24 protein-coding genes are annotated in these 25,643 nt (G+C 64.2%); 13 read left to right on the top strand and 11 right to left on the bottom strand.

Going from position 1 to position 25,643, the window contains the following annotated elements:
* The first annotated feature begins 14 nt into the window (after positions 1-14).
* From JHD67_RS09360 to JHD67_RS09350, 3 genes are all read left to right on the top strand, one after another.
* Positions 15-767: a DOPA 4,5-dioxygenase family protein gene (locus tag JHD67_RS09360; protein WP_199098913.1), complete on the top strand. Its 753-nt coding sequence runs from the start codon at positions 15-17 to the stop codon at positions 765-767.
* A gap of 100 nt (positions 768-867) precedes the next feature.
* Complete coding sequence (locus tag JHD67_RS09355) at positions 868-1,464, top strand: GNAT family protein (protein WP_199098912.1); 597 nt, start codon at positions 868-870, stop codon at positions 1,462-1,464.
* A gap of 87 nt (positions 1,465-1,551) precedes the next feature.
* The gene (locus tag JHD67_RS09350) at positions 1,552-2,136 is read left to right on the top strand and encodes a YdcF family protein (protein WP_199098911.1); all 585 of its coding nucleotides are present in this window, start codon (positions 1,552-1,554) and stop codon (positions 2,134-2,136) included.
* A gap of 34 nt (positions 2,137-2,170) precedes the next feature.
* On the opposite strand, the gene pssA is transcribed toward JHD67_RS09350, so the two are convergent.
* The 7 genes from pssA to JHD67_RS09315 all read right to left on the bottom strand — a co-directional run bounded on the left by pssA (position 2,171) and on the right by JHD67_RS09315 (position 11,089).
* Positions 2,171-3,565, bottom strand: coding sequence for a CDP-diacylglycerol--serine O-phosphatidyltransferase (gene pssA / locus JHD67_RS09345; protein WP_199098910.1), 1,395 nt, complete (start codon positions 3,563-3,565; stop codon positions 2,171-2,173).
* A gap of 104 nt (positions 3,566-3,669) precedes the next feature.
* A complete protein-coding gene (locus JHD67_RS09340; RefSeq protein ID WP_199098909.1) occupies positions 3,670-4,698 on the bottom strand; it encodes an HlyD family secretion protein in 1,029 nt (342 codons plus the stop codon).
* 9 nt (positions 4,699-4,707) lie between these two features.
* Positions 4,708-4,908 carry a DUF1656 domain-containing protein gene (locus tag JHD67_RS09335; protein ID WP_199098908.1) on the bottom strand — a complete coding sequence of 67 codons (201 nt, stop codon included), beginning with the start codon at positions 4,906-4,908 and terminating at the stop codon, positions 4,708-4,710.
* A complete protein-coding gene (locus tag JHD67_RS09330) occupies positions 4,898-7,039 on the bottom strand; it encodes an FUSC family protein (RefSeq protein ID WP_199098907.1) in 2,142 nt (713 codons plus the stop codon). The genes JHD67_RS09335 and JHD67_RS09330 overlap by 11 nt, the downstream gene beginning before the upstream one ends.
* A gap of 3 nt (positions 7,040-7,042) precedes the next feature.
* A complete protein-coding gene (locus JHD67_RS09325) occupies positions 7,043-7,537 on the bottom strand; it encodes a MarR family transcriptional regulator (RefSeq protein ID WP_199098906.1) in 495 nt (164 codons plus the stop codon).
* A 165-nt stretch (positions 7,538-7,702) separates the two neighbouring features.
* On the bottom strand, positions 7,703-8,128 hold the full coding sequence (locus tag JHD67_RS09320; protein WP_199098905.1) for a DUF4156 domain-containing protein: 426 nt from the start codon (positions 8,126-8,128) through the stop codon (positions 7,703-7,705).
* Between the two features lie 93 nt (positions 8,129-8,221).
* Positions 8,222-11,089, bottom strand: coding sequence for a pitrilysin family protein (locus JHD67_RS09315; protein WP_199098904.1), 2,868 nt, complete (start codon positions 11,087-11,089; stop codon positions 8,222-8,224).
* A 332-nt stretch (positions 11,090-11,421) separates the two neighbouring features.
* Here JHD67_RS09315 and JHD67_RS09310 point away from each other — a divergent pair, with 332 nt between their 5' ends.
* From JHD67_RS09310 to JHD67_RS09275, 8 genes are all read left to right on the top strand, one after another.
* Positions 11,422-11,622 carry a hypothetical protein gene (locus JHD67_RS09310; RefSeq protein ID WP_199098903.1) on the top strand — a complete coding sequence of 67 codons (201 nt, stop codon included), beginning with the start codon at positions 11,422-11,424 and terminating at the stop codon, positions 11,620-11,622.
* A gap of 52 nt (positions 11,623-11,674) precedes the next feature.
* Complete coding sequence (trmL, locus tag JHD67_RS09305; protein ID WP_199098902.1) at positions 11,675-12,142, top strand: tRNA (uridine(34)/cytosine(34)/5-carboxymethylaminomethyluridine(34)-2'-O)-methyltransferase TrmL; 468 nt, start codon at positions 11,675-11,677, stop codon at positions 12,140-12,142.
* A gap of 58 nt (positions 12,143-12,200) precedes the next feature.
* Positions 12,201-12,854 carry an SCP2 sterol-binding domain-containing protein gene (locus JHD67_RS09300; protein ID WP_199098901.1) on the top strand — a complete coding sequence of 218 codons (654 nt, stop codon included), beginning with the start codon at positions 12,201-12,203 and terminating at the stop codon, positions 12,852-12,854.
* 29 nt (positions 12,855-12,883) lie between these two features.
* The gene (gene ubiB / locus JHD67_RS09295; protein WP_199098950.1) at positions 12,884-14,500 is read left to right on the top strand and encodes a ubiquinone biosynthesis regulatory protein kinase UbiB; all 1,617 of its coding nucleotides are present in this window, start codon (positions 12,884-12,886) and stop codon (positions 14,498-14,500) included.
* Between the two features lie 151 nt (positions 14,501-14,651).
* Positions 14,652-15,353: a pseudouridine synthase gene (locus tag JHD67_RS09290; protein WP_199098900.1), complete on the top strand. Its 702-nt coding sequence runs from the start codon at positions 14,652-14,654 to the stop codon at positions 15,351-15,353.
* A 51-nt stretch (positions 15,354-15,404) separates the two neighbouring features.
* Positions 15,405-15,827, top strand: a complete 423-nt coding sequence (gene arfB, locus JHD67_RS09285) for an alternative ribosome rescue aminoacyl-tRNA hydrolase ArfB (protein WP_199098899.1) — start codon at positions 15,405-15,407, stop codon at positions 15,825-15,827.
* An 8-nt stretch (positions 15,828-15,835) separates the two neighbouring features.
* On the top strand, positions 15,836-16,420 hold the full coding sequence (locus JHD67_RS09280; RefSeq protein WP_233171768.1) for a 1-acyl-sn-glycerol-3-phosphate acyltransferase: 585 nt from the start codon (positions 15,836-15,838) through the stop codon (positions 16,418-16,420).
* 9 nt (positions 16,421-16,429) lie between these two features.
* Positions 16,430-17,068 (top strand): LysE family translocator, encoded by a 639-nt coding sequence (locus JHD67_RS09275; RefSeq protein WP_199098897.1) that lies wholly within the window; start codon positions 16,430-16,432, stop codon positions 17,066-17,068.
* A 293-nt stretch (positions 17,069-17,361) separates the two neighbouring features.
* On the opposite strand, the gene JHD67_RS09270 is transcribed toward JHD67_RS09275, so the two are convergent.
* Positions 17,362-18,393, bottom strand: coding sequence for a LysR family transcriptional regulator (locus JHD67_RS09270; RefSeq protein ID WP_199098896.1), 1,032 nt, complete (start codon positions 18,391-18,393; stop codon positions 17,362-17,364).
* A gap of 123 nt (positions 18,394-18,516) precedes the next feature.
* Here JHD67_RS09270 and aceB point away from each other — a divergent pair, with 123 nt between their 5' ends.
* Together aceB and aceA are read left to right on the top strand one after the other, a co-directional pair.
* Entirely contained in the window at positions 18,517-20,112 is a 1,596-nt protein-coding gene (aceB, locus tag JHD67_RS09265) for a malate synthase A (RefSeq protein ID WP_199098895.1), read from the top strand.
* A gap of 50 nt (positions 20,113-20,162) precedes the next feature.
* Entirely contained in the window at positions 20,163-21,467 is a 1,305-nt protein-coding gene (gene aceA / locus JHD67_RS09260; protein WP_199098894.1) for an isocitrate lyase, read from the top strand.
* 66 nt (positions 21,468-21,533) lie between these two features.
* On the opposite strand, the gene JHD67_RS09255 is transcribed toward aceA, so the two are convergent.
* The 3 genes from JHD67_RS09255 to JHD67_RS09245 form a co-directional block, all read right to left on the bottom strand.
* The gene (locus JHD67_RS09255) at positions 21,534-23,330 is read right to left on the bottom strand and encodes a sodium:proton antiporter (protein ID WP_199098893.1); all 1,797 of its coding nucleotides are present in this window, start codon (positions 23,328-23,330) and stop codon (positions 21,534-21,536) included.
* 529 nt (positions 23,331-23,859) lie between these two features.
* Complete coding sequence (locus JHD67_RS09250) at positions 23,860-24,543, bottom strand: hypothetical protein (RefSeq protein ID WP_199098892.1); 684 nt, start codon at positions 24,541-24,543, stop codon at positions 23,860-23,862.
* 76 nt (positions 24,544-24,619) lie between these two features.
* A complete protein-coding gene (locus JHD67_RS09245; RefSeq protein WP_199098891.1) occupies positions 24,620-25,036 on the bottom strand; it encodes a hypothetical protein in 417 nt (138 codons plus the stop codon).
* Positions 25,037-25,643 lie beyond the last annotated feature (607 nt).

The following is a 25,643-nucleotide window of genomic DNA, read 5'->3' as shown; positions in this document are numbered from 1 at the left end:
TCGAAGGGATACCCATGACAGACCGGACCGACGCGCCAAAGAACAACCACCCACTCGATACCGCACCGGTGAATCAAGCGGTCGATGGCGAATGGGCCAACCTGCTCTCCCCGCAGCGGCGACAGTTGATTCGCGACAGCGGCCTGGCCATCGGCGCCCTGGCCTTTGCCGGCTTGGCCGCGCCGACCAGGGCGACGGGCAGCCCACAGGCATCGGGCGTGGCGGATGCGGGCAAGAACCTCGCCGAGCCGGTGCACAAACCCGGCGAAAGCCCCTGGGGCTATGAAACCTATAAGCAAGCCACGCCACGACCCGCAGGCATTCGGCCTGGCGAGAAACAGCTACCGGCCAGGCCACGCGCGTATACCGACATCAAGAGCTACCACGCGCATATCTATTTCGACGAAGACAGCTACGAAAAGGCCGCCCTGATCCGCCGCTGGGCAGCCGAGCGCTTCGCCGTGGAACTGGGCGACTGGAACCTGGAGCCGCGTGGCCCGCACACCACGCCATCGTTCTACTTTGGCTTTGCCAACGCGCTGCTGCCTACCGTGCTGCCCTGGCTGCAACTGAACAGCCTTGGCCTGACCATACTGATTCATCCCAACACGGACGACCCCCGCGCGGATCATCTCTACTACGCGCTGTGGGTGAATCGCAGTCAACCGGTCAACGCGTTCGACTGGCCAACCCGGGAACAACGCAAGGATCTCAGCGTCGAGCAGATCTATCCCAACACTAAGCCGCATGTGACGCTCGAAACATGATGCAGCCTCGCATCGACCGGCTGCCAAGCGACAGCGCGCCGGCCTAACGGTAAGCTGAGCGGCGATCGGGACGCCTGCGCGTCCGCCCGCCGGAGCCCCCATGCCTGTGTTGTCGCCTGTCCGCCTGGAAGACGCCTTTGTCACGCTCGAACCGCTGACGCTCGCACATGCGCCCGCGCTGGAAGCGGCGGCCGCGGATGGCGAGTTGTGGAACCTGTGGTTCACCAGCGCGCCCGCGCCAGGCGAGGCGGCGGCGTATGTCACCAAGGCGCTGGAAGGCCACGCAGCCGGCATCATGCTGCCCTTTGCGGTGCGCGAAAAAAGCAGCGGCGAGATCGTGGGTACCACCCGCTTCTACGATTACGTGCCCGAACTGCCGCGCGTCGCCATTGGCTACACCTGGTATGCCAAGCGCTGGCAGAAGAGTCATCTCAACACCGCCTGCAAGCGCCTGTTGTTCCAGCATGCGTTCGACACGCTGGGCTGCGTGGCGGTGGAATTTCACACCGATCATCGCAACCTCGACTCGCAGCGCGCCATCGAGCGCCTGGGCGCGCGTCGCGATGGCGTGCTGCGCGCCCACAAGCGCCGCCCGGACGGCACCCTGCGCGACACCGTGTGCTTCAGCGTGATCGCCAGCGAATGGCCGGACGTGTCGCGCTGGTTGACGATGCGCCTGGAACGGCTCGCCGGCTGAACCGCCCCGGGGCCGCCCGGTGGCCGCCCGCGAAACGCCATGGCAAACACGCAGACTGCCGCCCTTGGTCGACGGAGCGGCAGCCGCATGGCGAACAGAGTCCTAGTCAGATGCTTACGGCGCGGCGCGTGCACGCTGGCGCTGGCCTGGGTCATCGGTGCATGCGCCATTGCCCATGCGGGCCTGCGCAATACGCCCGCGACCGCCGACCTGGCCCTGGTGCTAGGCAACACCGTGAGCCATGACAGTCGCCCGATGCCACGCCTGGAGGCGCGACTCCAGGCAGCCCGCGCGCTCTACGCGCGTGGTGGGTGCACCATCATCATGGTCAGCGGCGGCATTGACCCGCGTGACGGCCGCAACGAAGCCATGGGCATGAAGCGCTGGCTGGTGGAACATGGCGTGCCCGAGCACGCGGTGATCGAGGATGCCCTTGGCAACCATACGCGCGCCTCGGCCGACCATGCGCAGGCATGGCTACAGGCCAACGGCAAGCGGCGTGTGGTCGTGGTTTCCCAGTACTACCATCTGCCGCGCGCCGAACTGGCCTTGCAGCAGTCGGGCGCGGTGGTGGCCGGCGGCGTCTATCCGCATCAATGGTTCGCGCGCGACGTGTATTCGAGCCTGCGCGAAGTGCCGGGGTACCTGGCCTATTGGCTGCGCTGGCGCTGAGCGCCTGGCGGGCCCCCAAGCGGCGCGCGCGTCCTTAGAGCAACTGCCCGATCAATCGATCCAGGCGCACTCGGCGCAAACGCTTGAGCAGGCGCCGCACCTCGGGCGGATAGCCACGTGCACCTTGCAACTCTCGGTAATGATTCAGACGCGTGGCGTGCTGGCGCAGCGCCAGCCACTCGGCCTCGTGCTGCGCGACCAGCAGGCCCGAGGGGTCGCGCAACAGCAGACCGTTTTCCAGATCCAGCGCCCATGCCCGAGGATTGAGATTGTTGCCGGTGAGCACCGCCACGTCGTGATCGACGAACAGCCCCTTGAGGTGATAGCTGTTGTCGTGGTGGCGCCACAGCCACAGGTTCAGGCGACCACGCTCGATGGCGCCCTGATGCGAGCGCGCGAAGCGGCGCAGGTTGCTCTCGTAGAGATACGGCAACAGGCCGATGCGGCTGAACGGCTGCTCGGGCGGGATGTAGAAATCGTTGGCCACCTTGTCGCCGACCATGATGTCGAGCTGACAGCCGCGTCGCAGCAGTTGACCGATGGCCGCGCGCACCGGGCGCGGCAGATTGAAGTACGGGGTGAGCAGAATCACCCGCTGCCGCGCGTTGCGCAGCAGACCCAGCAGGGTTTCATTGAGCGCGTTGTCGCCACGCCCGAAGCCGGCCAGTGGAATCACCGTGACCTCGCCCGCGCCGGCCTCATCGTGCGGCCCTTGGTAGCGGGCTTGTTGCAGCGATTGCCGCAGGCGGCGGATGGGTTCGTGCAGCTCACGCGTACTGGGCAGCGGCAACTGATCGAAACGGGGCACGGCATCGCTGGCGTGAAACTCACGCGCGACGAAATCCGCCATGCTGTCGGCGAGGCCACGATGGCGGATCAGATGGTAGCGATCCAGGCGATAACGCCCGTGCTTGTTGAGATACACATCGTTGAGACTGGCGCCGCTGTAGAGCACGGCATCGTCCACGATGAAGCCCTTCAGGTGCAGCACGCCGAACAACTCGCGGTTCTGTACCGGCACACCGCGAATCACCACGCCCTCGCCCAGGCGCTGCGCATACTCCCGATACATCGCCGCATTGCCTTCGCTGGCGCCCTTGCCGATCAGCCCACGACGGGCGCGATGCCAGTCGACGTAAACCTCCACCTTCAGCTGCGGCCGCGCCGCGCGCGCGGCATACAGCGCGTCCAGCACCTCGCGGCCGGCATCGTCGTCCTGCAGGTACAAGGCCACCAGCACGATACGGCGCTGCGCCGAGCCGATCAGCTCCAGCAAGGCCTGGCGAAAGGCGGCCGGCCCCGCCAGCGTGGTAATGGCCGTAGCGGGCACCGCCAGCTGCGGAAAGCCGGACATGTCCAGCTCCCGCCGCCGACGCAGGGACAGCAGCCGACGGGCAAGGCTACGCGGTGAGGGCAAAGGTCGATTCATGGGGCGCCATGGTAATCAAGCGCGCCCCAATGTAGGAGCCGCCCCCGTACGCGCCGCGTCAACGCCGTGCAGCAGCACGGCGTCCACCATGGCGCCAAGACGCGTCAGTGCTGCGCTTGCGGCTGATCCAGGACCCGGCGCGGCTGCACGTCGATGCTGGCCGTCATACCCGCCGCGAGCACCACATCCTTGGGCACGCTGGACTCGTCGATGGCGATGCGCACCGGTACGCGCTGGGCCAGGCGCACCCAGTTGAAGGTGGGATTGACGTCGGCGAGCAGGTCGCGGCCGGTGGGGTTGTCGCGGTCGGTGATGCCGCGCGCCACGCCGATGATGTGGCCCTTCAGATGCACGCCACCGCTCATCAGGCGCACGTCCACCGGATCGCCCACGCGCAGGTATGGCAGCTTGGTTTCCTCGAAGTAGCCGTAGACGTAGTAGCTGTGGCGATCGATCAGCGCCAGGCGCGGATTGCCGGTGGCGGCATAGTCGCCCACACGCACGTCGAGGTTGGTGACATAGCCGTCGACCGGCGCGCGTACTTCGGTGCGTTCCACGTCGAGCTTGGCGCGATCCACCGCCACCTGTGCCTGGACCACGGCGGCCTCGGCCTGCTCACGCGCCGCGCTGGCCTGATGGCCACTGGCCTGGGCCTGCTGCCAGATCGCCAGCGCGGTATCGGCGGCCGACTTGGCGTCCGTGCGCTCCTCCTTGGGCACTACGTCGGCCAGCGCCTGGCGGCGCTTGGCCTGCTCCTGGCGCATGTCGTACTCGGCCTTGCGCGCACTGGCGCTGGCGAGCACGGCATCGATGTTGGCGCCGGCGGCGCGCGCGCTGGCCTTGGCGGCGTTGAGATTGGCCTCGGCCTGCGCCAGCGCGATGTGGTAACGCTCGGGGTCGATCTCGAACAGCACATCGCCCTTCTTCACTTCCTGGTTGTCGATCACCGCCACGCGCGTCACCAGTCCGGACACATCCGGTGCGATACGCACCACTTCGGCGCGCACGCGGCCGTCGCGGGTCCACGGTGAGTACATGTAGTGATCCCAAAGGGCGCGGCAGAGCAGCAGCGCCACGATGACCACAATGGCGGTAATGCCGAAACGGAGCAGGGCTTGGGTTTGAATCTTCATAGTGAGGGCTCAGGGATACAGCAGCAGGCCGGCGACGCCGAACAGGACGAAGAACACCGCCACGCGAAACAGCGACGGATGCCAGACGTAGCGATACAGGCCATAGCGGCCCACGATGGTGTCGATCACCCACAGGACCAGCAGGCAGCCGGCGTAGACCAGCAGGATGCTAGGCACCAAGGCGTCGGCTAGAGCGATTTCAAACGGCACGGGCGGTCTCCTGCGCCTTGTCGATATAAGGGGCCAGCGCGGATTCGTCATCGCGCAGGGCGGTACGCAATTGCAGCAGGTGCGCCAGCGCCGGGCGGCAGCTCGCGCGCGCCTGCGGCAGCGTGTGCATGGTGAGGGTGAGCGCGTGCTCGACGCTGCGGTCGGCGTCGCGCCAGCGCGCCTGATCCGGCTCGTCGTAGAGGCGCGCCAGCGCATCCACTGCGCGCTGCATGGCCTCGGCCACGGGCGGCGGCAGTTCGGTGTGTCGCATGTCCTCGCGCAACTCGATCAGCGCGCGGCCACTGTCATGCACAGCCAGCGCCCACCCCAGTAACGCGCGCGATTCGGCGCTATTGGGTTGGGTAAACTGCACGATCTGGTGGAACAGGTCGCGGTTCTCCGTTTCGAAGCGGTACACCAGGCCTTGCAGCGGCGCGGTCGCCGCCAACGCCACCTGGCGGCGCAGTTGCACCAGTTGGCGGCGACGCAACCACTCGGTGCCGATTACAGTGGGAATGACCATGAATGCCGTGGCCGACATCATCAGGCCGAACAGCGAGGCGATGGCGTCGTTAAGGAAATGCTCCGGGCTGTACACCATCGGATTCTTCAACGCGAGGATATACACGTAGCCCAGCGTATAGCCCGCGCCGATACCCGGCAGCGTGGCGTTGCGCGTGGTGAGGTACGGGCCCACCGCCAGCAAGGGCGCAGTGACCAGGAACAGCATCACGAACCCATCGCTGCCCGGCATCAGGTAGAACACCACGAAGTACGCCGCAGTCATGCCGACCGCGTAGCCGATCCAGGTGTTGACGGTGTTGGCCACCGGGTTGGGCGAGGCCGCCATCAGGCCGCTGAAGATGGTGGCGAGCAGCATCGCACTGGGGCCGAACGGCCAGCCGGTCCACAGCCAGAACACGCTCAGCGTGATCATGGTGAGGAAGGTGCGGATCACGGCGATGAGGGGCGCCACGTAATCGTTGGCGCGCTTGAAATCCACCCGTTCGACGTTACCGGTGAGGCGCCCCTGGGTTTCGCGCAGGGTGGCTTCCAGCGCGGTGAAGTCGCGCAGTTCGGCAACGAATCGGTACAGCAGCGCGGTGCCGCTATCGAACTCCAGCAACAGCTCCGGGTCCTGCCGCAGCTCTTCGCGCAGCTGTGCCGCTAACACGGGCAGCTGGGCTTCGCAGGCTTCGAGGCGGGTGGTGAGCTGGCGTGGCATGCCGCGTTCGGATGCCGGCGGCGTCAACGCCTCGCCCACCGGCGCGTACAGGCGAATAAGCGCGCCGGCCGTGCGTGGATGGTTGTTGCGCTGCAGGCGATTGATGAGGTGGTGCAGGGACTGAAAGGTGGTCGCGGCCGCCATGTAGCGCAGGTTGAGCAACTGCATGCGGCTACTGCGCGCGCGCGCCTCCGGATCTTCAAAGATCACCGAGGCGCGCAGGTCTTCCAGTTGCACCGCCGCACGCACGAAGCGCAGATGCGCCTGTTCCATCTCCGAACGGGGGATGGCGCCACCCAGGCTGCCGCGCGCGAATTCGATGAAGTGCGCATAGTGCTCGCGCGCATTGCGGCGCAATACCTGGCGCAGGCGCTCGGGCAGCACCACGTCGCTGACCAGGCCCGCCACCACGATGCCTAGCAGCACCTCGCTCACGCGCATCATCGCGGAGTCGAATACGGTGTAGGGGTTGTTGATGGCCGGCAGGGCCACGATGGCCGCGGTATAGCCTGCCAGCACGAAGCCGTAGGACATGAAGTTGCGGTAGAGCACTGCGCCGCCGGCGCACAGCCCCACCCATAGCGACAGCGATACCAGGAACAGTTCGCGCTGCTGTGGGAACGCCGCCATCAGCAACACGCCGCACAAGCTGCCCGCCACCGTGCCGATGGTGCGATAGAAGCTCTTGGCGAGCACCATGCCGCTGTGCGGATGCATCACGATGGATACGGTGATCATGGTGGTCGAGGGCTGCTCCAGCTGGAACAGCATGGATAGCCACGCGGCGATGTAAAACGCCAGCAGGCACTTGAACACGAAGATCCAGGCTTGCCGCTCGCCGACAAGGAACTCGCTCAACCAGGGCCAGCGCGATTTGGCGGGAAGCTCGGAGGGAACGGCGGCCATGGCTTATTCCCGCTCCAGCTGGGCGAGGAATTTCTTCAGCAGTTTTTCCAGCTGTGCCATGTCGCGCGGCTGCATGTCGCCGATCTGGCGCTCCAGCAAGGCGCACACGGCGGGAAGGAAGTTCTCGATCAGCGCCAGACCTTGCTCGGTAAGCGTAAGCGCGATCTTGCGGCGATCCTCGTCGCTGGCCTGGCGCGCGATCAGCCCCTTCTCCGCCAACTCGTTGGTGAGACGAGTGATGTTGGCGGATTTTTCGCCCGCCGCATCGGCCAGTTCAGTGGGATGCAGCGTGTAGCCCTCCGTGCCGTACAGCATCATCAACAGGTTGTACTCGGGATGATTGATGCCGTAGGGCTTGAGCATGGCATTGGCGTCGTCATGCACCCGCTTGAAGATGTGGCGGATCAGGCGAATGAGCACGGCCGGCTCCCGCGGAAACGCGGGATGCCGCTGGCGTGTCACCGCCAATCGCTGTTCGGTCGGAAGGAAGCTGCTCATGGCGCTCGGCCCAGATAGTACATATATGTAATATATACATGTAAATTTTATGCCTGCCGCGAGGGCCACGCAAGAGCGTCAGCTTTTGGATGTGAAAAAGGCGCCACGAGGGCGCCTTTTCGGGGACTGAAGCGAACCGTCCCAGCGGGGCTGGGGGCCGGCGGCTCAGTTGCTCTTGATGGGGTAGGTCTCAAACCCGCCCGGCGTGGTGGCCGGCGGCGCCGGATTGGCCGGGTTGGCGTTGCCGGCCGGACGATTGGCGGGCGCCAGCTGGGTATTGCCGCACTGGTAGGCGCCCCAGGGCTGGGAGCCATTGTTGGGCTCACCCAGCGGCTTGATGGTGTCGGCATGCATCTTGGCGGCCTCGTTGCGCGCCATGACTTCCAGCTCGTCGCGCACCTTGATGTCGTTGCGATTGACCGGACCGACATGGTCCATCACTGATACGGTGACCTTGCCCATGTCGTGACAGGAGGATACGTCGCCGCTCCAGGCCGTACGGACGTTCTTCGCGGCATCGTCCAGGGTGATGCCCCAGGTGCAGGCGCCGAGCAGCGCGACGGGAACGAGCAACAGCAGGGTCTTGCGCATGGATAACTCCGCAATCGGAACAGTGAAAAGGCCGGGCGGTTGCCCGTCCGGCCTGCATCCTACCGTGGGGACGTGAACAGTCCCCACAAGAAATTACTTCACCGGCTTGCCGTCGCCGTCGATCACCTGGACGTCGCCCAGCTTGAGGTCGCGCACCGGCTGCTCGATCTTCTTCAGATCGCCCACGATGACCCAGGTCAGCGCGCCGGGCTTGATGATCTCCTTGAGCGCGTTTTCCGCATCGGGCTGGCTCACCGACTCGGTGCGGGCCTTGAGCGTCTGCACATAGTTGTCCGGACGCCCGTACTGCACGATGTCGTTCATCGCACTCAGCACCTCGACACTGGTCTCGAAGCTGCCCGGCAGGCCACGCACGTTGGAGTCCTTGATCTTGTTGACCTCCTGCGCGGTGAGCGGACGGGCGCCGACCGCTTCGGAAGCTTCCTTGAACACTTCGCGCGCGGACTCCGCGGTCTTGTCGGTCTGCACCGGCGCGTACATCAGGAACGGACGCTGGCCGATCGCATCGCGCATGAAGCTGAAGGCGCCATAGGCCCAACGCTTGTCCTCGCGCAGGTTCATGTTCAGACGCGAGGTGAAGCTGCCGCCGAAGGCACCGTTGGCCACGTCGATCGCCAACTCGTTGGGCGCCTTGCTGGACGGCGCCAACAGGCCGGCCAGGATCAGCGACTGCGGCGCGTCCGGCTTATCGATCAGGAATACGCGCGGCTTGGCCTGCGCCTCGACGGTGGCGACATTCTTTTTCGGCAGCGCGCTGGACGGGGCCTTCCAGTCACCAAACGCGGCATCCAGCTGCGGAATGATTTGCTGCAGCGTGGTGTCACCGGCGACCAGGATCTTTACGTTGTCCGGACGCAGCCAATCGCGCTGGAAGGTCTGCAGATCCGAGGCCTGCATGGCCTTGATCGCCGCCTCCGTGCCCGAGCCGGTGAACGGGATGCCATAGGCGTGGTTGGCGCCGTAGAGCAGCGGCGGCAACGTGCGCAACGCCAGCGCGGTGGGCTGGGTCTTCTCCTGGGCGATGCCGGCCAGCCATTGGCCGCGTACGCGCTCGATGTCCTCGGACTTGAACGCCGGGTTGCGCACGATGTCGGCGAACAGCGCCAGCGATGGCTGCAACTGGTCATTGAGCGCGTTGAGCGAGGCCGAGCAGGTATCCAGGCCGCAACCGATCCGGGTGATGGCGCCCAGGCGCTGCTTGCGCTTGGCCACTTCCACCGAATCGAGCTCCTGGGTGCTTTCGTTCATCAGGGTGGTGGTGAAGCTGGCGGTGCCGAGCTTGCGCCCCTGGTCCGCCGCGTAGCCGGCATCGAACATCAACTGCACGTGCGTCACCGGAACGGTGTGGCGCTGAGCCAGGATCACCTCGATACCGTTCTTGAGCTTGCCGCGCTCCAGCGACGGGAAGCTGAGGTCGGGGAATCTACTCACCTCGGGCACGCCCTTGCTGCGCTCCACCTGACTCTTGGCCACACGGTAATCGCGCTTGGCCGGCAGCTTGGCGGCGGGACGACCCTCGACCGGGCCGAGCGCGGCGACCTTGGCGTCTTCCGCATCGGGGTTGAAGTCAGGGCCGGCGGGCAACACGGTCAGCAGGTAGTCGCCCTTGCTGAGCCACTTGTCGGCCGCGGCTTTGACGGTGGCGGGCGTGGCCGCATCGGCGCGCTCCAGATCCTTCTTATAGGCACCCGGATCGTCGCGATAGACCTGACCTTCGGCCAGGATCACCGCCTTGCCGCCGAAACCGCCCACCTTTTCCAGTCCGCGCACGAAACCGGCGCGGTTGCCGATCTTGGCGCGCTCCAGTTCGTCGGCGGTGGGGCCGTCGGCGAGGAATTTCTTTAGCTCATCGGCGATCACCGCTTCCACCTTGGCCTGGTCCACGCCTTCCTTGATGTCGGCCTGGATCTGGAACTGGCCGGCCAGCGCGAACGGCGCGATGCTGGCCGATACGTCATCGACCAGTTTGTCCTGATAGACCAGGCGCTGGTACAGGCGCGAGGTCTTGCCGCCGCCGAGCACGGTGGAGGCAAGATCGAGCTGCACCGAATCATCGGTGCCCAACTGCGGCACCACCCAGGTGCGATAAATGCGCGGCTGCGCCACATGATCGTGCTGCACGCCGCGGGTGGACTTCGTCAACGGGGTAATCCACGCCTGCTGGCGCGGCACCGGCGGGCCCGCCGGAATGTCGCCAAAGTATTTCTCGGCCTTGGCCTTGGCTTCGGCCACGGTGATGTCGCCCGCCAGCACCAGGGTGGTGTTGGCGGCGCCGTAATAGTCATGGAACCACTGTTTGACGTCCGCCAGCGAGGCCGCGTTGAGGTCTTCCATCGAGCCGATGGTGTCGTGCTGATACGGATGGTTGCCCGGATAAGTGTTGGACAGGACATTCTGGTCCACGCGACCGTACGGACGGTTTTCGCCCTGGCGCTTCTCGTTCTGCACCACGCCACGCTGCGTATCGAGCTCCTTCTGGCCGATCGCGCCGAGCAAATGGCCCATGCGGTCCGATTCCATCCACAGCGCCATATCCAGCGCGGTGGTGGGCACCGTCTCGAAGTAATTGGTGCGATCGAACCAGGTCGTGCCGTTCATGTCGGTGGCACCGGCCAGCTCGAACGGCTGGAAGTAAGTGCCCTTGTGGTTTTCCGAACCGGAGAACATCAGGTGCTCGAACAGGTGTGCGAAGCCCGTCTTGCCCTTGGGCTCATCGGCCGAACCGACGTGATACCAAATGCTCACCGCCACCACCGGCGCCTTGTGGTCTTCGTGCACCACCACGGTCAGGCCATTGGGCAAGGTGAAGCGGGTATAGGCAATGTCCGGCACAGCCGTAGCGGCGGACTCGACGGCGGCTGCGGGCACGGCCACGGCCGGCAGGCCTGCGGACACGCTGAGCAGACCTGCGACGAGCAGGGCGAGGGGCTTTCTTGCCATCACGACACTCCTGTTGTTTCTGAGGATGAACGATCCGAGGCTAACGATGCCACTTGGGCATGGCAAATGACCAAAGACAGGGTCGACAGTTCGCCTTCTAGCATCGTCCCGGTAGGGTGACGATCAGGTGGCGGGCTGTCCGCACCGGCGACGCGGGTGTCCGCTCGTCTGTCCGGCCGCGCCCGGCGGCTGTCCGCGGACAGCGAACCCGCACCGAACACCCTGAAAAATATGCTTTATAAATAAATACTTATCTTCGATTCAAGGCTTGGCACGGGCCTTGCCATAGGTAGGGTGCAGGACCTACCCACTCATTCATCGGAGATATGATCATGAAATTCGAAACCTTTATGCTGCGCGGCCTGTTCGTTGCCTGCCTGCTGGTTTGTGGACTCGTGCTGGGTGCCATGGTGAACGCCTCGCCGGACGCGGTTCGCCTCGCCGCCGCAGGCAGCGCCGGCCAGCTGATTGCCGCCCCCACCGCTTGTGCGCTGCCGCCGGATGGCGTGGTGTGCCCGCGTTCGAACGGCTGAGCATGGATGCTCGCCATTCCCTGGGCCATGGGAGAGGCCCGATAATGGCCCGATGCTACATGTCATTCTTTTTCGCCCCGAGATTCCTCCCAACACCGGCAATGTGATCAGGTTGTGTGCCAATACCGGCGCCACGCTGCACCTGATCAGGCCCTTGGGGTTTGAGCTGGACGATGCTCGCCTGCGCCGTGCAGGCCTGGATTACCACGAGTATGCGCAGCTGGCCGTACATGACGACCTCGCCAGTTGCCTGGATAGCATCGGCCAGCCACGTGTGTTTGCATTTTCCACCCGTGGACGCGTCGCTCACGTGGATGCACGTTTCGTCGATGGCGACGCCCTGCTGTTTGGCTGCGAAACCGCCGGCCTCCCCGGTGACGTGCTCGATGCCATTCCCGAGGCACAACGCTTGCGCCTGCCGATGCGGCCCAACAGCCGCAGCCTCAACCTCTCCAACACCGTGGCGGTGGCGGTGTACGAAGCCTGGCGACAATTGGATTTCGACGGTGCCGCGAGCTGACGCCCGCCTCCCCTGAAGGAGAGGAGCTTGTGCGGTCCGAGCCGCTACAATCGTCGGCATGACTGCCGCCTCACCCTTTTCCCTGTTGCCTCGCCCACTGCGCGCCCTCGCCGGCCGCGCGCTGGAAACCGCGCTCAATCACACGCTGTCGCTCGATCCGGATACCGCCACGCGACTGGCCGCACTCGATGGCCGCAGCGTGCAACTGCATTTGCGTGGCCCCGAGCTGGCCTTGTCGGTCACCGTGCAGGGCGAACGGCTCAAGGTCGGTCCGGCGCAGGAAGACAGCCATCTGCGCGTGGCCGCCACGCCGGGCAGCCTGCTCGCCATGCTGGTCAAGCGCGACGACGACGGCGTGGCTCCGGGCAAGGTGGAGATCGCCGGTGATGCCGACCTGGCTCGCCGTCTGGAGAAACTCGCCAGCAAGTTTGCCCCGGACTTCGAAGAGGCCTTTGCCCGCACGTTCGGCGATGTGCTCGGCGTGCCGCTTGCCAAGGCCGTGCGCAAAGGCCTCGCGCATGCCAAGGACACCGCCAGCCACCTCACCACCGACACCGCCGACTGGTTGCGCGATGAAGTGCGCGTGGCTGCCGCACCGGGCGAAGTGGAAGGCTTCCTCGATGGGGTGGACGAGGTGCGCGAACGCAGCGAACGCCTGGAAGCACGCCTGGCGCGCCTGGAGCAACGCTTGAAGAAAGGACCCGCCGCGTGAGGACACCGCTCAAGGTTATACCGCGCGCCATGCGCGTCGCTTCCGTACTGCTGGCCTATCGCCTCGACGAACTGGTCGATGCAGCGCATCTGTTTCGTCCGCTCAAACTGGTGCGCCCCTTCGTGGCGCGCCCGCGCAGCGATATCAGCACGCTCTCGCGCGGTGCCCGCCTGCGTCTGGCGCTGACCGATCTCGGCCCGATCTTCGTGAAGGCCGGCCAGGTGTTGTCCACCCGCCGCGATCTGGTGCCGGCCGACATCGCCGATGAACTGGCGCAGTTGCAGGACCAGGTGCCGCCGTTCCCGGGCGCCCAGGCTCGCGCCATCGTCGAGCAGGAACTGAAGGCGCCGGTCAGCCAGTTGTTTGCCGGCTTCGACGAAACCCCGCTGGCCTCCGCCTCGATCGCCCAGGTGCATGCCGCGACCCTGCACGACGGCAGTGCGGTGGTGGTAAAGGTACTGCGCCCAGGCATCGACAAGCGCATCGAACGCGATATCAAGCTGCTGCGCTCGCTGGGCGAACTGGCGCAACGCTGGCACCCCAACGCCGACAAAATCCGCCCGCTCGACGTGGTGGCAGAAGTCGAGAAAATGCTGGAAAACGAGCTGGATTTGCAGCGCGAAGGCGCCAGCGCCAGCCTGCTGCGCCGCAATTTCGAGAGCGGCGTGGACCTGTACGTGCCAGCCGTACACTGGGACCTCACCGCCACGCGCGTACTTACACTGGAACGCGTGTACGGCGTGAGTTGCGATGACATCGCCGCGCTCGATGCCGCCGGCGTGGATCGCAAGGCGCTGGCGGTAAAGGGCGTGCGCCTGTTCTACGAACAGGTGTTCCGCGACAACTTCTTCCACGCCGATGCGCACCCCGGCAACATCTGGGTGGACACGGCACGTCCGGGCGAACCGCGCTTCATCGCCCTCGATTTCGGCATCATGGGTTCGCTGCCGGAAGAGGATCAGTACTGGCTGGCGCAGAACTTCATCGCGCTGTTCGAGCGCGACTACGCGCGCATCGCGCAGTTGCACGTCGACGCCGGCTGGATGCCCTCCACCGTGCGCCTGGACGAACTCACCGCGGCCGTGCGCACGGTGTGCGAACCCTACTTCACCCGCCCGCTGTCGCAGATCTCACTGGCCGAGCTGGTAGTGAAACTGTTCCAGACAGCACGCCGCTACGAACTCACCCTGCAGCCGCAGTTGATCCTGCTGCAGAAGACCCTGCTCAATATCGAAGGCGTGGGTCGCATGCTCGATCCGCAGATCGACATCTGGGCGGTGGCGCACCCGGTGCTCAAGCGCATCCTGCGCGAGCGCTACAGCCCGCTGCGCACCCTGCGCGAGGTACGCAAGCACCTGCCGGAATGGTTCCACGCCGCGCCGCAGTTCCCCGAACTGGTGCGCCATGCCCTGCAGCAGGTAGCCAAGGGCGAACAGCGCACTGTGTGCGACCCGCGCGAGCTGGAACAACGGCAAGAGGACGCCCAGCGCACGCGTCGCGCACTGTCGTTCAGCCTGCTGGGCAGCAGCCTGCTGGTGAGCAGCGCGGTGCTGTGGACGCTGGCGCCGGCGCATGGCGCGTGGCACGCGACCACGGTGGGCGTGGCCGGGTTGATCGCGTTCGCCGCAGGCTGGCCGCGGCGCTGACGCTCACCCTCGCCATCCCCATGAAAGCGGAGCACCCGTGCTTCGCTTCGGCTGTGGGTCGACAAGGGCCAACGACACCGGCTCGCCGCTTTCGCGGGCATGACGGCTCTCTGTGATCCACGGCGTATTTCTGCCCAGGTGAATCATTCCCATGCTCGACATCCTCTATCAGGACGACGCCCTTATCGCGGTCAACAAGCCCGCGGGGCTCGCCGTGCATCGCTCCAAGATGGTGGGCAACGCGGAAGAATTCCTGATCGACCTGCTGCGCGAACAAGTGGGTGGCACCACCTACCTCGCGCATCGCCTGGACCGCGCCACGAGCGGGGTGCTGCTGGTGGCGCGCTCCAGCGAGATCGCCGCCGCACTGGGTGAGCAATTCATGGGGCGCGACGTGCACAAGCAATATCTGGCGGTGGTGCGCGGCTGGCCTGAGCCGGAGGAGGCCGTGGTGGATTACCCCCTGCCCGGCTCCAAGGACTCCGGCCCACGCCGCGAGGCAAGAACCCGTTACCAACGCCTGGCCACCATCGAAGTACCCATTGCGCTGGGCCGCTATCCGCAGCAGCGCTACGCGCTGGTGCTGGCCGAGCCTCAGACCGGGCGGTTCCGGCAGATCCGCAAGCACATGGCGCATATCCACCACCCGATCATCGGCGACTGTCAGCACGGCCGCGGCGACCACAACCGCCTGTATAAGCAGTACTTCAGCTGCCACCGCATGCTGCTGCACGCCTGGCGGCTGCGCTTCGCGCATCCGGTCACCGGGGCGGCCATGTGCCTGGAGGCCCCACTGGATGCCGCCTACCAGCAACTGCTGCAGCGCTTCGGCTGGTCGCTGCCCACGGCCTGATGCGGCAACGCGGCGTGGAGCGTGTCATGCGCGCCCGCTAAACTGTGCAGCATGCTCACCATCAGCCGATCCATTGTCCTGCCAGAGACCGAGCTGACCGAGCGCTTCCTGCGTGCCGACGGTCCCGGCGGGCAGCACGTCAATCGCACCGAAAGCGCGGTGGAACTGCGCTTTGACGTGGCGCACTCGCCTTCCCTGCCCGAGCCCTTGCGCGCGCGACTGCTGGCGCGCCGCGACCGGCGCCTCACCGACGACGGCGTGCTGGTGATCCAGGCACGCCGCTTTCGCGACCAGGGCCGCAACCGCGAGGACGCACGCGAGCGACTGGTCGAGATCATTCGAGGTGCGCTGGTGGTACCCAAGGCGCGCATCGCCACCAAACCTACTCGCGGCTCGCAAGAACGCCGCCTCGTCGGCAAGCAGCAACGAGGCAAGCTCAAGCAGACGCGTTCGCGTGACTGGAGTCGTGAATGAGCATCCCGATGCTCCCCCCTGCCCCGCCCGAAGCACCCAAGCTCAATAGCCGATTCTGGCCCTGGCTGGCGCGCTGCCTGCTGCGCCTGTCCGGCTGGAAGTTGCTGGGCGAGCTGCCCAACGTGCCCAAGCTGATCCTTATCGGCGCGCCGCACTCGTCGTACTGGGACGGCTACTACGGCCTGCTGATGAAGATCGGCCTGGGCGTGGACATCAACATCATGATCAAGCGCGAAGTACTGGAAGGCCCGCTGGGCATCATCCTGCGCCCGATCGGCATGATCCCCATCAATCGCAGCGCCGCGCTCAACGTGGTGGATCAAATGGTGCAGCGGTTCGATGAAAAGGGCCGCATGTGGCTGGGTATTACGCCCGAAGGCACGCGCAAGCGCGTCACGCACTGGAAGTCCGGCTTTCTGCGCATTGCGCACGAGGCCAACGTGCCGATCCAGACGCTGTTCCTTGATTACCCCAGCAAGACCTTCACGCTTGGCCCCGTGGTGCACGCCACCGCCGATCACGACGCCGACATGGCGAAGATCCGCGCGCTGTTCACGCCCTACCGCGGCAAGCACCGCAACGCCAACGACTAAAGGCTTTCCATGAGTTCGCTCGGCATCCAGCATTTCGAAGCGTTCCTGCTCGCCTGCGTCGCGCTGAACCTGACGCCCGGGCTGGATACGTTCTACATCCTTACCCGCAGCGGCCGCGAAGGCCGCGCCGTGGGTGCGATGGCCGCGCTCGGCACCCAGGCCGGCTGCATCGTGCATACGCTGGCGGCCGTGCTGGGTATCTCGGCGATCCTGATGACCTCGGCGATCGCCTTCACGGCACTCAAGTACCTGGGTGCGGCTTACCTGGTATGGATCGGCCTGCGCATGCTGCTCACCCGCGCCGATGGCCCGCGTCAACCGAGCGCCACGCGCGGCACCGGCCTTGTCGCGGCGTTTCGCCAGGGCATGTTGACCAACGTGCTCAACCCCAAGGTAGCGCTGTTCTTCCTGGCTTTCCTGCCGCAGTTCGTCTCGATGAGCGCGCCGCATCCGCAACTGGGCCTGATGGTGTTGGGCCTGAGCTTTATCGGCACCGGTTCATGCTGGTCGCTGGTCTTGGCGTTGCTGGGCGGCCATATCCACCACGTGTTGAACGCACGGCCACGCGTGGGCCAGTGGATGGACCGTGTCTGCGGAACGGTGTTGATGGGTTTCGGAGTAAAGCTGGCGCTGCATCGGCCGGGGTAACGCCTATCCGCAAAGGTCGCTCGCCCCACGGTGCAGCCGTCGCTTTGAGGTAACACGCTGGCTGGCCGACTGGACGCAGACCGCCAGGCTTCTATCCCTTCTATCGCTATGAGCCTTTGAGGCCATTTTTTTGGGTTACTTTTCTTTTGGGCCGGCAAATGAAAAGTGACTCGAGCGCCGGCAGGCGATCAAAACGCCCGCCGGGCGGCGATTGCCAACCAGGCCATAGAACTGCCACTCGATCTTCCCCCTAGGGCCAACACGAGTCGCTCTCGATAGCGCATCCGAGCGCATCAACGCTCCGAATGCCCCGACTCATCGTAGTCGCGATGCGTCAGCAAACCCGGCCTCACCAGATCCACGAAGGCCCGCGCCTCCGCACTGAGAAACTTGCCCTTGCGCATCACCACACCGTAGCTGCGCTGGGGGAAATACTGCTTCATGTTACGGACGGCTAAACGCGTGCGGTCGGCGTCGGTGATGCAGATGCCGGTGACGATGGAGATGCCCAGCCCCATCGCCACGTACTCCTTGATGACATCCCAGCCGCCCACCTCGATAGCCACGCGGTAGGGCACCTGTCGCTGCTGGAACACCAGATCGACCAAACGAAACGTGGATAGCCGCTGCGGCGGCAGAATCAGGCCGTAGGGCGAGAGATCCTGCAAGGTCACCGTGGCCTTGGACGCCAGCGGGTGATCCAGCGGCGTAATCAACATGGGGTCGTAGTGATAGACCGGCGCCCACGCGATGTCATGCGGCACGTCGAGCATGGAGCCGACCGCAAAATCCGCCTGGTCGGCGCGCAGCAACGCCAGGCCGTCCTTGCCGGTAACGTTGGCCAGTTGCAGTTGCACTTCGGGGAAACGTTCGCGGTAGCGACGCACCAAGTCCGGCAGCAGGTACTGGATGGTGGAGCTGCCGGCGGCAATGGTCAGGCGCCCGCTCTGCAGCCCCTTTACCTTGGCCTGGAAGTCACGATCCAGGTTCTCCCAGCCCTCCACCAGGGGTCGGGCCAGTTCGTACAGGGCTTCGCCTGCGTCGGTGAGATTGATGCGGCGGCGGCGGCGCTCCAGCAGGCTCACGCCCAACTCCCGCTCCAGTGCCTGCAACTGCAAGCTCACCGTTGGCTGAGACAGGAACAGGGCCTCCGCCGCCCGGGTCAGCGTGCCCAGCTTCACGGTGTACACAAACGCGCGCATTTGCTTCTGGCGATTGCCCTTGTAGTAGAAGCGCTCCTCGTCGGCGCCCTCGCCTTTGCGTCGTTTTTGCGCCGCAACACGGCCCTTTTTTGCCTTGTTCAGCCGTTTTAGTGGTCTGCTCATAGCTTTTGGGACAAGTACTTACACTTTGTATTGAGAATAACAATACCAAAAATTGAAACATTTGCTTTGTCAAAGCCAAGTCATGGGACCTAGTGTCATCCCATCGTCATCACGGAGATTCCCATGGCTGTCCCCAAGGAACGCGTCGCCCCGACCCCGGCCCAGATCCTCGGCGCCACGCGTCCGGAACACGATGCCATCCTCACCCCCCAAGCCCTGAGCTTCCTGGCCCACCTGCATCGCCAGTTCGACGAACGCCGCCTGGAACTGCTGCAAGCCCGCGGCGCCCGCCAGGCCCGTTACGACGCAGGCGAGCTGCCGGACTTCCGTGCCGACACCGCCGCCATCCGTGAAGGCGATTGGTCCGTGGCGCCGATTCCGGCAGCCCTGCGCGACCGTCGCGTGGAGATCACCGGCCCAGTCGAGCGCAAAATGATCATCAACGCGCTCAACTCCGGCGCGAAGGTGTTCATGGCCGACTTCGAGGATTCCTCGGCGCCCACCTTCGCCAACCAAATGGATGGCCAAATCAACCTGCACGACGCGGTGAGCGGCACCATCGAATACACCTCACCCGAGGGCAAGCACTACCGCGTGAACGGCAACCCGGCCGTGCTGATCGTGCGTCCGCGCGGCTGGCACCTGCCTGAGCGCCATATCGAGGTGGATGGCGAGCCGATGGCGGGCGCGCTGGTGGATTTCGGCCTTTTCGTCTTTCACAACGCCCGCATGCTGCAGGCACGCGATCGCGGCCCGTATGTCTACCTTCCCAAGCTGCAGTCGATGGAAGAGGCCGCGTTGTGGGACGAGGTGATGGCCGCCGCCGAAACGGCACTGGATCTTCCGCCTGATTGCATCAAGGCGACGGTGCTGATCGAGACGCTGCCCGCGGTGTTCCAGATGCACGAGATCCTGCATGCCCTGCGCGGCCGCGTCGTGGGCCTCAACTGCGGACGCTGGGATTACATCTTCTCCTACCTGAAGACCTTCCGTGCCCATCGCGACCGCCTGTTGCCGGATCGCGGCCAGGTGTTGATGACGGTGCCGTTCCTGAAGGCGTACTCGGAGCTGCTGATCCAGACCTGTCATCGCCGTGGCGCCTTCGCCATGGGCGGCATGGCGGCGCAGATACCGATCAAGGGCGACGAAGCGGCCAACGAAGCGGCGCTGGCCAAGGTGCGCGCGGACAAGCTGCGCGAAGTGCAGGCCGGCCATGACGGCACCTGGGTGGCGCATCCGGCGCTGGTGCCGGTGGCACAGGAAGTGTTCGACAAGTACATGCCCTCACCGAACCAGCTCAACGTGGTGCGTGCGGACGTGCACGTGACGCGCAACCAACTGATTGCCCCGTGCAGCGGCACTATCACGCGTGCAGGCTTCGACAACAACGTGGACGTGGCACTGCGCTACACCGCCTCGTGGCTGGACGGGCAGGGCTGCGTGCCCATCCATCACCTGATGGAAGACGCGGCCACCGCCGAGATCGCCCGCTCGCAGTTGTGGCAGTGGCTGCACCTGGGCCCCCTGGAATTCACCGATCACGCGCCGATCGACTTCGCCTTGTTCGATCACTCGCTGGTCAAGCACACCCATCGCCTGATCAAGAGCGGCGGCCCGTACGCGCACCGCGCCGAACAGGCCGCGACCCTGCTCAAGCAACTCACACACGCCGACGAACTCGGCGACTTCCTCACCCTGGCGGCCTATCAGCAGCTCTGAGCCTTACCAGTTTTGCCTTCACGCATCACGGATACGCAGGAGAGATTCCCATGAAGAACACGCTGCCCACCGCCGAACAGATCGCGCTGGACTGGAAGAACAATCCCCGCTGGAACGGTATCCAGCGCAATTACGGCGCCGAGGATGTGGCGCGCCTGCGCGGCACGGTGGCGGTGGAACATTCGCTCGCCCGTCGCGGCGCCGAACGCCTGTGGAAGTCGCTGCACAAGGAGGACTTCGTCAACGCACTCGGCGCGCTCACCGGCAACCAGGCCATGCAGCAGGTGAAAGCCGGCTTGCAGGCGATCTATCTGAGCGGCTGGCAGGTAGCCGCCGATGCGAATGTCGCTGGCGAAATGTATCCCGACCAGTCGCTGTATCCGGCCAACTCGGTGCCGCTGGTGGTTAAGCGCATCAACAACACGCTGCTGCGTGCCGATCAGCTGCATCATGCCGAAGGCCAGAACGACATCGATTGGATGGTACCGATCGTGGCGGATGCGGAAGCCGGCTTTGGCGGCGTGCTCAATGCCTTCGAGCTGATGAAGGCGATGATCGAAGCAGGCGCGGCCGGCGTGCATTTCGAAGACCAGCTCGCCTCGGTGAAGAAGTGCGGCCACATGGGCGGCAAGGTGCTGGTGCCCACCCGCGAAGCGGTGGACAAGCTCAATGCCGCGCGACTGGCCGCCGACGTGCTCGGCGTGCCGACCCTGATCGTCGCGCGCACCGATGCGGATGCTGCCGACCTGCTCACCTCCGATATCGACGACAACGACAAGCCGTTCGTTACCGGCGAGCGCACCGTGGAGGGCTTTTTCCGCGTGCGTCCGGGGCTGGATCAAGCGATCAGTCGCGGCCTCGCTTATGCGCCGTATGCGGATCTGGTGTGGTGCGAAACCAGCAAACCGAACCTGGAAGAAGCGCGCAAGTTCGCCGAAGCCATCCACGCCAGGTTCCCGGGCAAGCTGCTGGCCTATAACTGTTCGCCCAGCTTCAACTGGAAGAAGAACCTGGACGACGCCACCATCGCCAAGTTCCAGAAGGAACTGGGCGCGATGGGCTACAAGTTCCAGTTCATTACGCTGGCCGGCTTCCACAGCCTCAACTACGGCATGTTCGATCTGGCCTATGGCTACGCACGCCGCCAGATGAGCGCCTTCGTGGAATTGCAGGAACGCGAGTTCGCTGCTGCAGAACGCGGCTTCACCGCGGTGAAGCATCAGCGTGAGGTGGGTACCGGCTACTTCGATGCGGTCACGCAGGCGATCCAGCAAGGCCAGTCGTCCACCACCGCGCTCAAGGGTTCCACCGAAGAAGCGCAGTTCCAGGCGGCCCGCCAGGCCAGTGCGGCCTGAGCAACCTCGACCACTGGCGCACCAGCCAACCTTGAGCGATCGACGCGGCGAACCCGCGTCGATCGCTCAGCTTGCGGCGGCCGGCTCCGGCGGCACCAGCGCAATGACCAGCCAGCCCGGACGCGGCTCCAGCTCACGCTTCACCGACGCCACGCGTAACGCGCCTTTCTCTTCCACGCCAAACAGCAACACCGTGGCCGAACCATATTGCTCTATGAAATGCGGCCAATCGAACGTCGCCGTGAGGCGCGTGGACTTGATGCGCCAACCCTCCGCGAGCCGTTCAAGCAAATGCTCGTGCGTCATCTGTGCATCGAACAACACTGGCGCCAAGAGATGCCCACCCAATTGGGCGCGGTCCGAACTGCTCTGCGTATTTTCGTGTTGCAGGCGATAGACCTTGGTGCGCCCAAATTCCTGGCGGTAGTACACGCACGCCAGCGCATTGCGCTCCCGATTGGGCGACATCGCCAGCAAGCGGCCAATGCCCGTCAGATCCAGATGCCGCTCCGCGTACGAGGAAGCAGGGTAGCCGTAGAAGGTGACGAGGCCGTCCATGCGCGCCTGACGAATACCTTCCCAGTTCTCATCGGCCACCACCACGCGAAAACCTGCTTCGTGCAGTGCCAACGCCATGGCGCGAGCCGCGGCATCCGAACCATAGATCAACACGCCATGCGGATCGGGCTCGGACACTTTCAGCCACAACGCCAGCGGCCGTGCGGTGGCGCTCTGCAATACCACCGTGCCGATAATGAGGATAAATACCAACGGCACCAGGTATTCCGCCCCACGTATGCCCAAGGCGTCGAGCTTCAGGGCGAACAAGGCCGATACCGCCGCCGCCACGATGCCGCGTGGTGCGATCCACGCGATCAACGCGCGCTCGCGCCAGCTCAAGCTGCTACCCACGGTGGCGATGATTGCCGTTACCGGACGCACCACGATTTGCGCAACGAGGAAGATCGCAACGCCTGACCACAAAACACCGTGCGGCAAAGGCCAGGTCAATCGCGCCGCCAGCAGAATGAACAGGGATGACACCAACAGAGTGGTGAGGTTTTCCTTGAAGTCGAGAATGTCATCGATGTGGATGCCGCGCATATTGCCCAGCGCAATGCCCATCACGGTGACGGCCAGCAAGCCCGATTCGTGCGCCATGGCATTGGACAGCGAAAACGCCAACAAGACCGCTACCAGCGCGCCGTAGTTCTGCAGGTAGTCGGGAATCATCTGTCGACGCAACAGAAAGGCGAGCAGCCACGCCGCGAGCAAACCCATCCCCGTGCCACAAGCCACCACGCCCAGGAAAACGCCCAGCGTGCGCCCTTCGTGATGCGATACCACCGCCTCGAACACCAGCACGGCGAACAAGGCGCCAAGCGGGTCGATCACGATGCCTTCCCAACGCAGGATGTTGGCGATGCGCGCATTGGGGCGCACCGTGCGCAGCATCGGCGCGATCACGGTTGGGCCGGTGACGCAGGTAAGCGCACCGAACAGCCATGCCACTTCCCAGCTGAGGCCCGCCAGGTAGTGCGCCGCCACGCCCAGCAACAGCACCGCAACTACCGCGCCGTAACTGACCAGCCCACGCACTACCTTGCCGATGCCCGGTAGTTCGCTGAAGCGAAGGGTGAGGCTGCCCTCGAACAGGATCAACGACACCGCCAGCGACACCACCGGGAACAACAACGGCCCCAGCAGCTTGTCCGGTTGCAGCACGCCACCGACCGGTCCGAGCAGGATGCCTGCCAATAGCAGGAACAGGATCGCCGGAAGCCGCACGCGCCACGCCAGCCATTGCGCGAGAAAGCCAATGCCAAGCATGCACACCAACAACAGTCCCAGATCCAACGACATGCACGCTCCTTCGCCATCCGCCATGAATCTATCGGACCACGCGCATACGCCATGCGTCCACCGCGGCTTGCGCGAGCTCCGAGAAAAAGGGGAAGGAGAGAGGCCAAGCCCCGGTATCGGACGGGGGAGGGGGAGGGAGTACCGATACCGGGGTGGCGGGCTGAGTTCATTAAAGAACTAGCGGGTACAGATAATACGCCGCCAACGAGGCAAGTCAATACCCGTCAGTTCAAAAATTGCGACTGCCCTGATCCGGACCACGGTGTTTTGGATCAAATGGACGTTGGTACAAACTATGGTGTTTTCCGCGAGACTCGGAACAGCAATAAACCAAGTATATACAATCATTTAGAAAGCAATCTGGTCTCCAGAAAAACGCGACTTCCGGAACTGACGTGAGCTTTCAGACATTTCCAGCATGCCCGCAAAGGGGTGTCTCGCGCATTGGCGAGATTGGCCTACTTGCCAGCACCGCGGTTCATCAACCGGCTTCAGGCGAGGCCATGTCCGCTTCGGGTCGAAAGCTGACCTACGGTGAATTCGGTTGTGCTGATGTCCGCGTCATATCTGTGCCGGAAATATGCACGGAGACGACGTATGGAACCGTCGCTACCGGGGTGGCGTAATACAGGTCTACGCGCCCATGCATGCCCTGATAGAAGACTTCGACTGGCTGCGGCGCGGAAAGGCTGCCGATCCGCTTAAGGCCCATCGCCTCCAGGTCCGCTTCGGCCTCGCTGAGATTCAGGCCATCGGCACCACCTATGCACGCCAGGTCGAGATTCGAGGATCGGCTGCCATTGATGCGACGCTGCATCCGCTGCCAGGTATACAGAAGCGGTGCGGGAGAAGATTCATGATGCAGCTCCAATCGCGTCGAAAGTTTGGCTTCCCCGGTCCAAGCGGGCCGCCCCGGGACGGCCGAGGGGATCGAATAGGGCGCCATCCATTCGAGACTACTGATGGTATCGGTAGAGCTTACGGAAACGGGCGCAGGCAGCTTGATCTTCGCGATACGCTCTAGGTCCCCGGCGACGATATAGCCGCCATGGGTTTCCACCAAGGGCAACAGCGCCTTCCACAATCCCCTCATACACATATTCTCTGGCCCCTCGCCGATAGGCGCGCTTTGCCCGATCGCATAGCGTGGCGTCAGGGAAGCCAAAACAGCGACTGCGAATACGATCAGGCCAAACCTGCTGTCATTGCGCATGGGCAACCTTGTCGAATGTTCACGGGGTCTGCTTTGGGTCGGAAGCGGACCTTACCGCTTTTCGCACCAACAGGGACTACCTAGCCGCGCCACGCTTCGCTCGTCTGGCATGGAATACAACCATCCAAATGGAAAGCAATATGGCAGGCGCTGTAACGACCATGCCGAGCCTCGCCAGTCCAAAGTCAGGGCCCATCACGCCGTTGAGGTTCATTCCAACGCCGGCAAGCGTCAAGGTCGCGGCGACTGTTCCGAAGACTGGCCAAAACAAGCCAAGACGGCGATCCAGGGCCCAGGCGATACCCATACGAAAATAGGCGATCAACGCGGAGGCTAGCATCACAATGTGGAAGGCAAAGCCAGCCGCCAAGACGTTGCGTTGGTGATGCGACAAACACTCTGCGCACGATGGAAATACCGGCGGAAGGCTAAATGCCACAAAGAAGCCAAAGATCGACAACGTTGTGCAAATTGCGAATATGAATCCGCGCATCGGCAGCCCCCTTATCCGTCGCCTCGCAAGGTTAGAGCGTTTTGAACTCTGTAGCGTCCGCTACGGGTCGGGAGCGGACACTTTCGTTACCGGAAAAATCGGCGAAGATTTAGCCAATGTGGCCTCGAACATACAAATGAACGCACGTCCAAATGGTGATTGAAGCTAGCCATGCCGCGAGCAAGCTCCATCCTCTACCCGTAAATAAATGGCGCACAGCTCTGACGAACACAACGATATTGAGAAGGGTGCATGCGAGAAGGACTGGCAGTACAGTCAGGCCGAGAGATATGAATGCAGGACCGTCGTCAGCCTCGATACGACCATCCGAGCCGGCAGCCAGCACACTCCAGCAAGCAACGACGTATAGGACGAGCCCGATGGCGTTGCCAACAAGACAATACTTCATCGCCCTGGACATGCCTATTTCAACCATCCCCGTTTCCTTTGCTGAGCAGTAGCTTTTTGTGATGTCCGCTACGGGTCGGTAGCGGACCTCACGAAAATGCCTAGTGACGCAGGTTGTTGAAGGCGGCAATCGCCAGCCACGCGACAACAAGCGCTGCAATTCCCACCCATTGGATTCGACCCTGGGATTGTGCGCAAT

It is taken from the genome of Dyella sp. ASV21 (assembly GCF_016428975.1).
GTDB lineage: Bacteria > Pseudomonadota > Gammaproteobacteria > Xanthomonadales > Rhodanobacteraceae > Dyella.
This window is presented reverse-complemented; position numbering and strand designations above follow the sequence as displayed.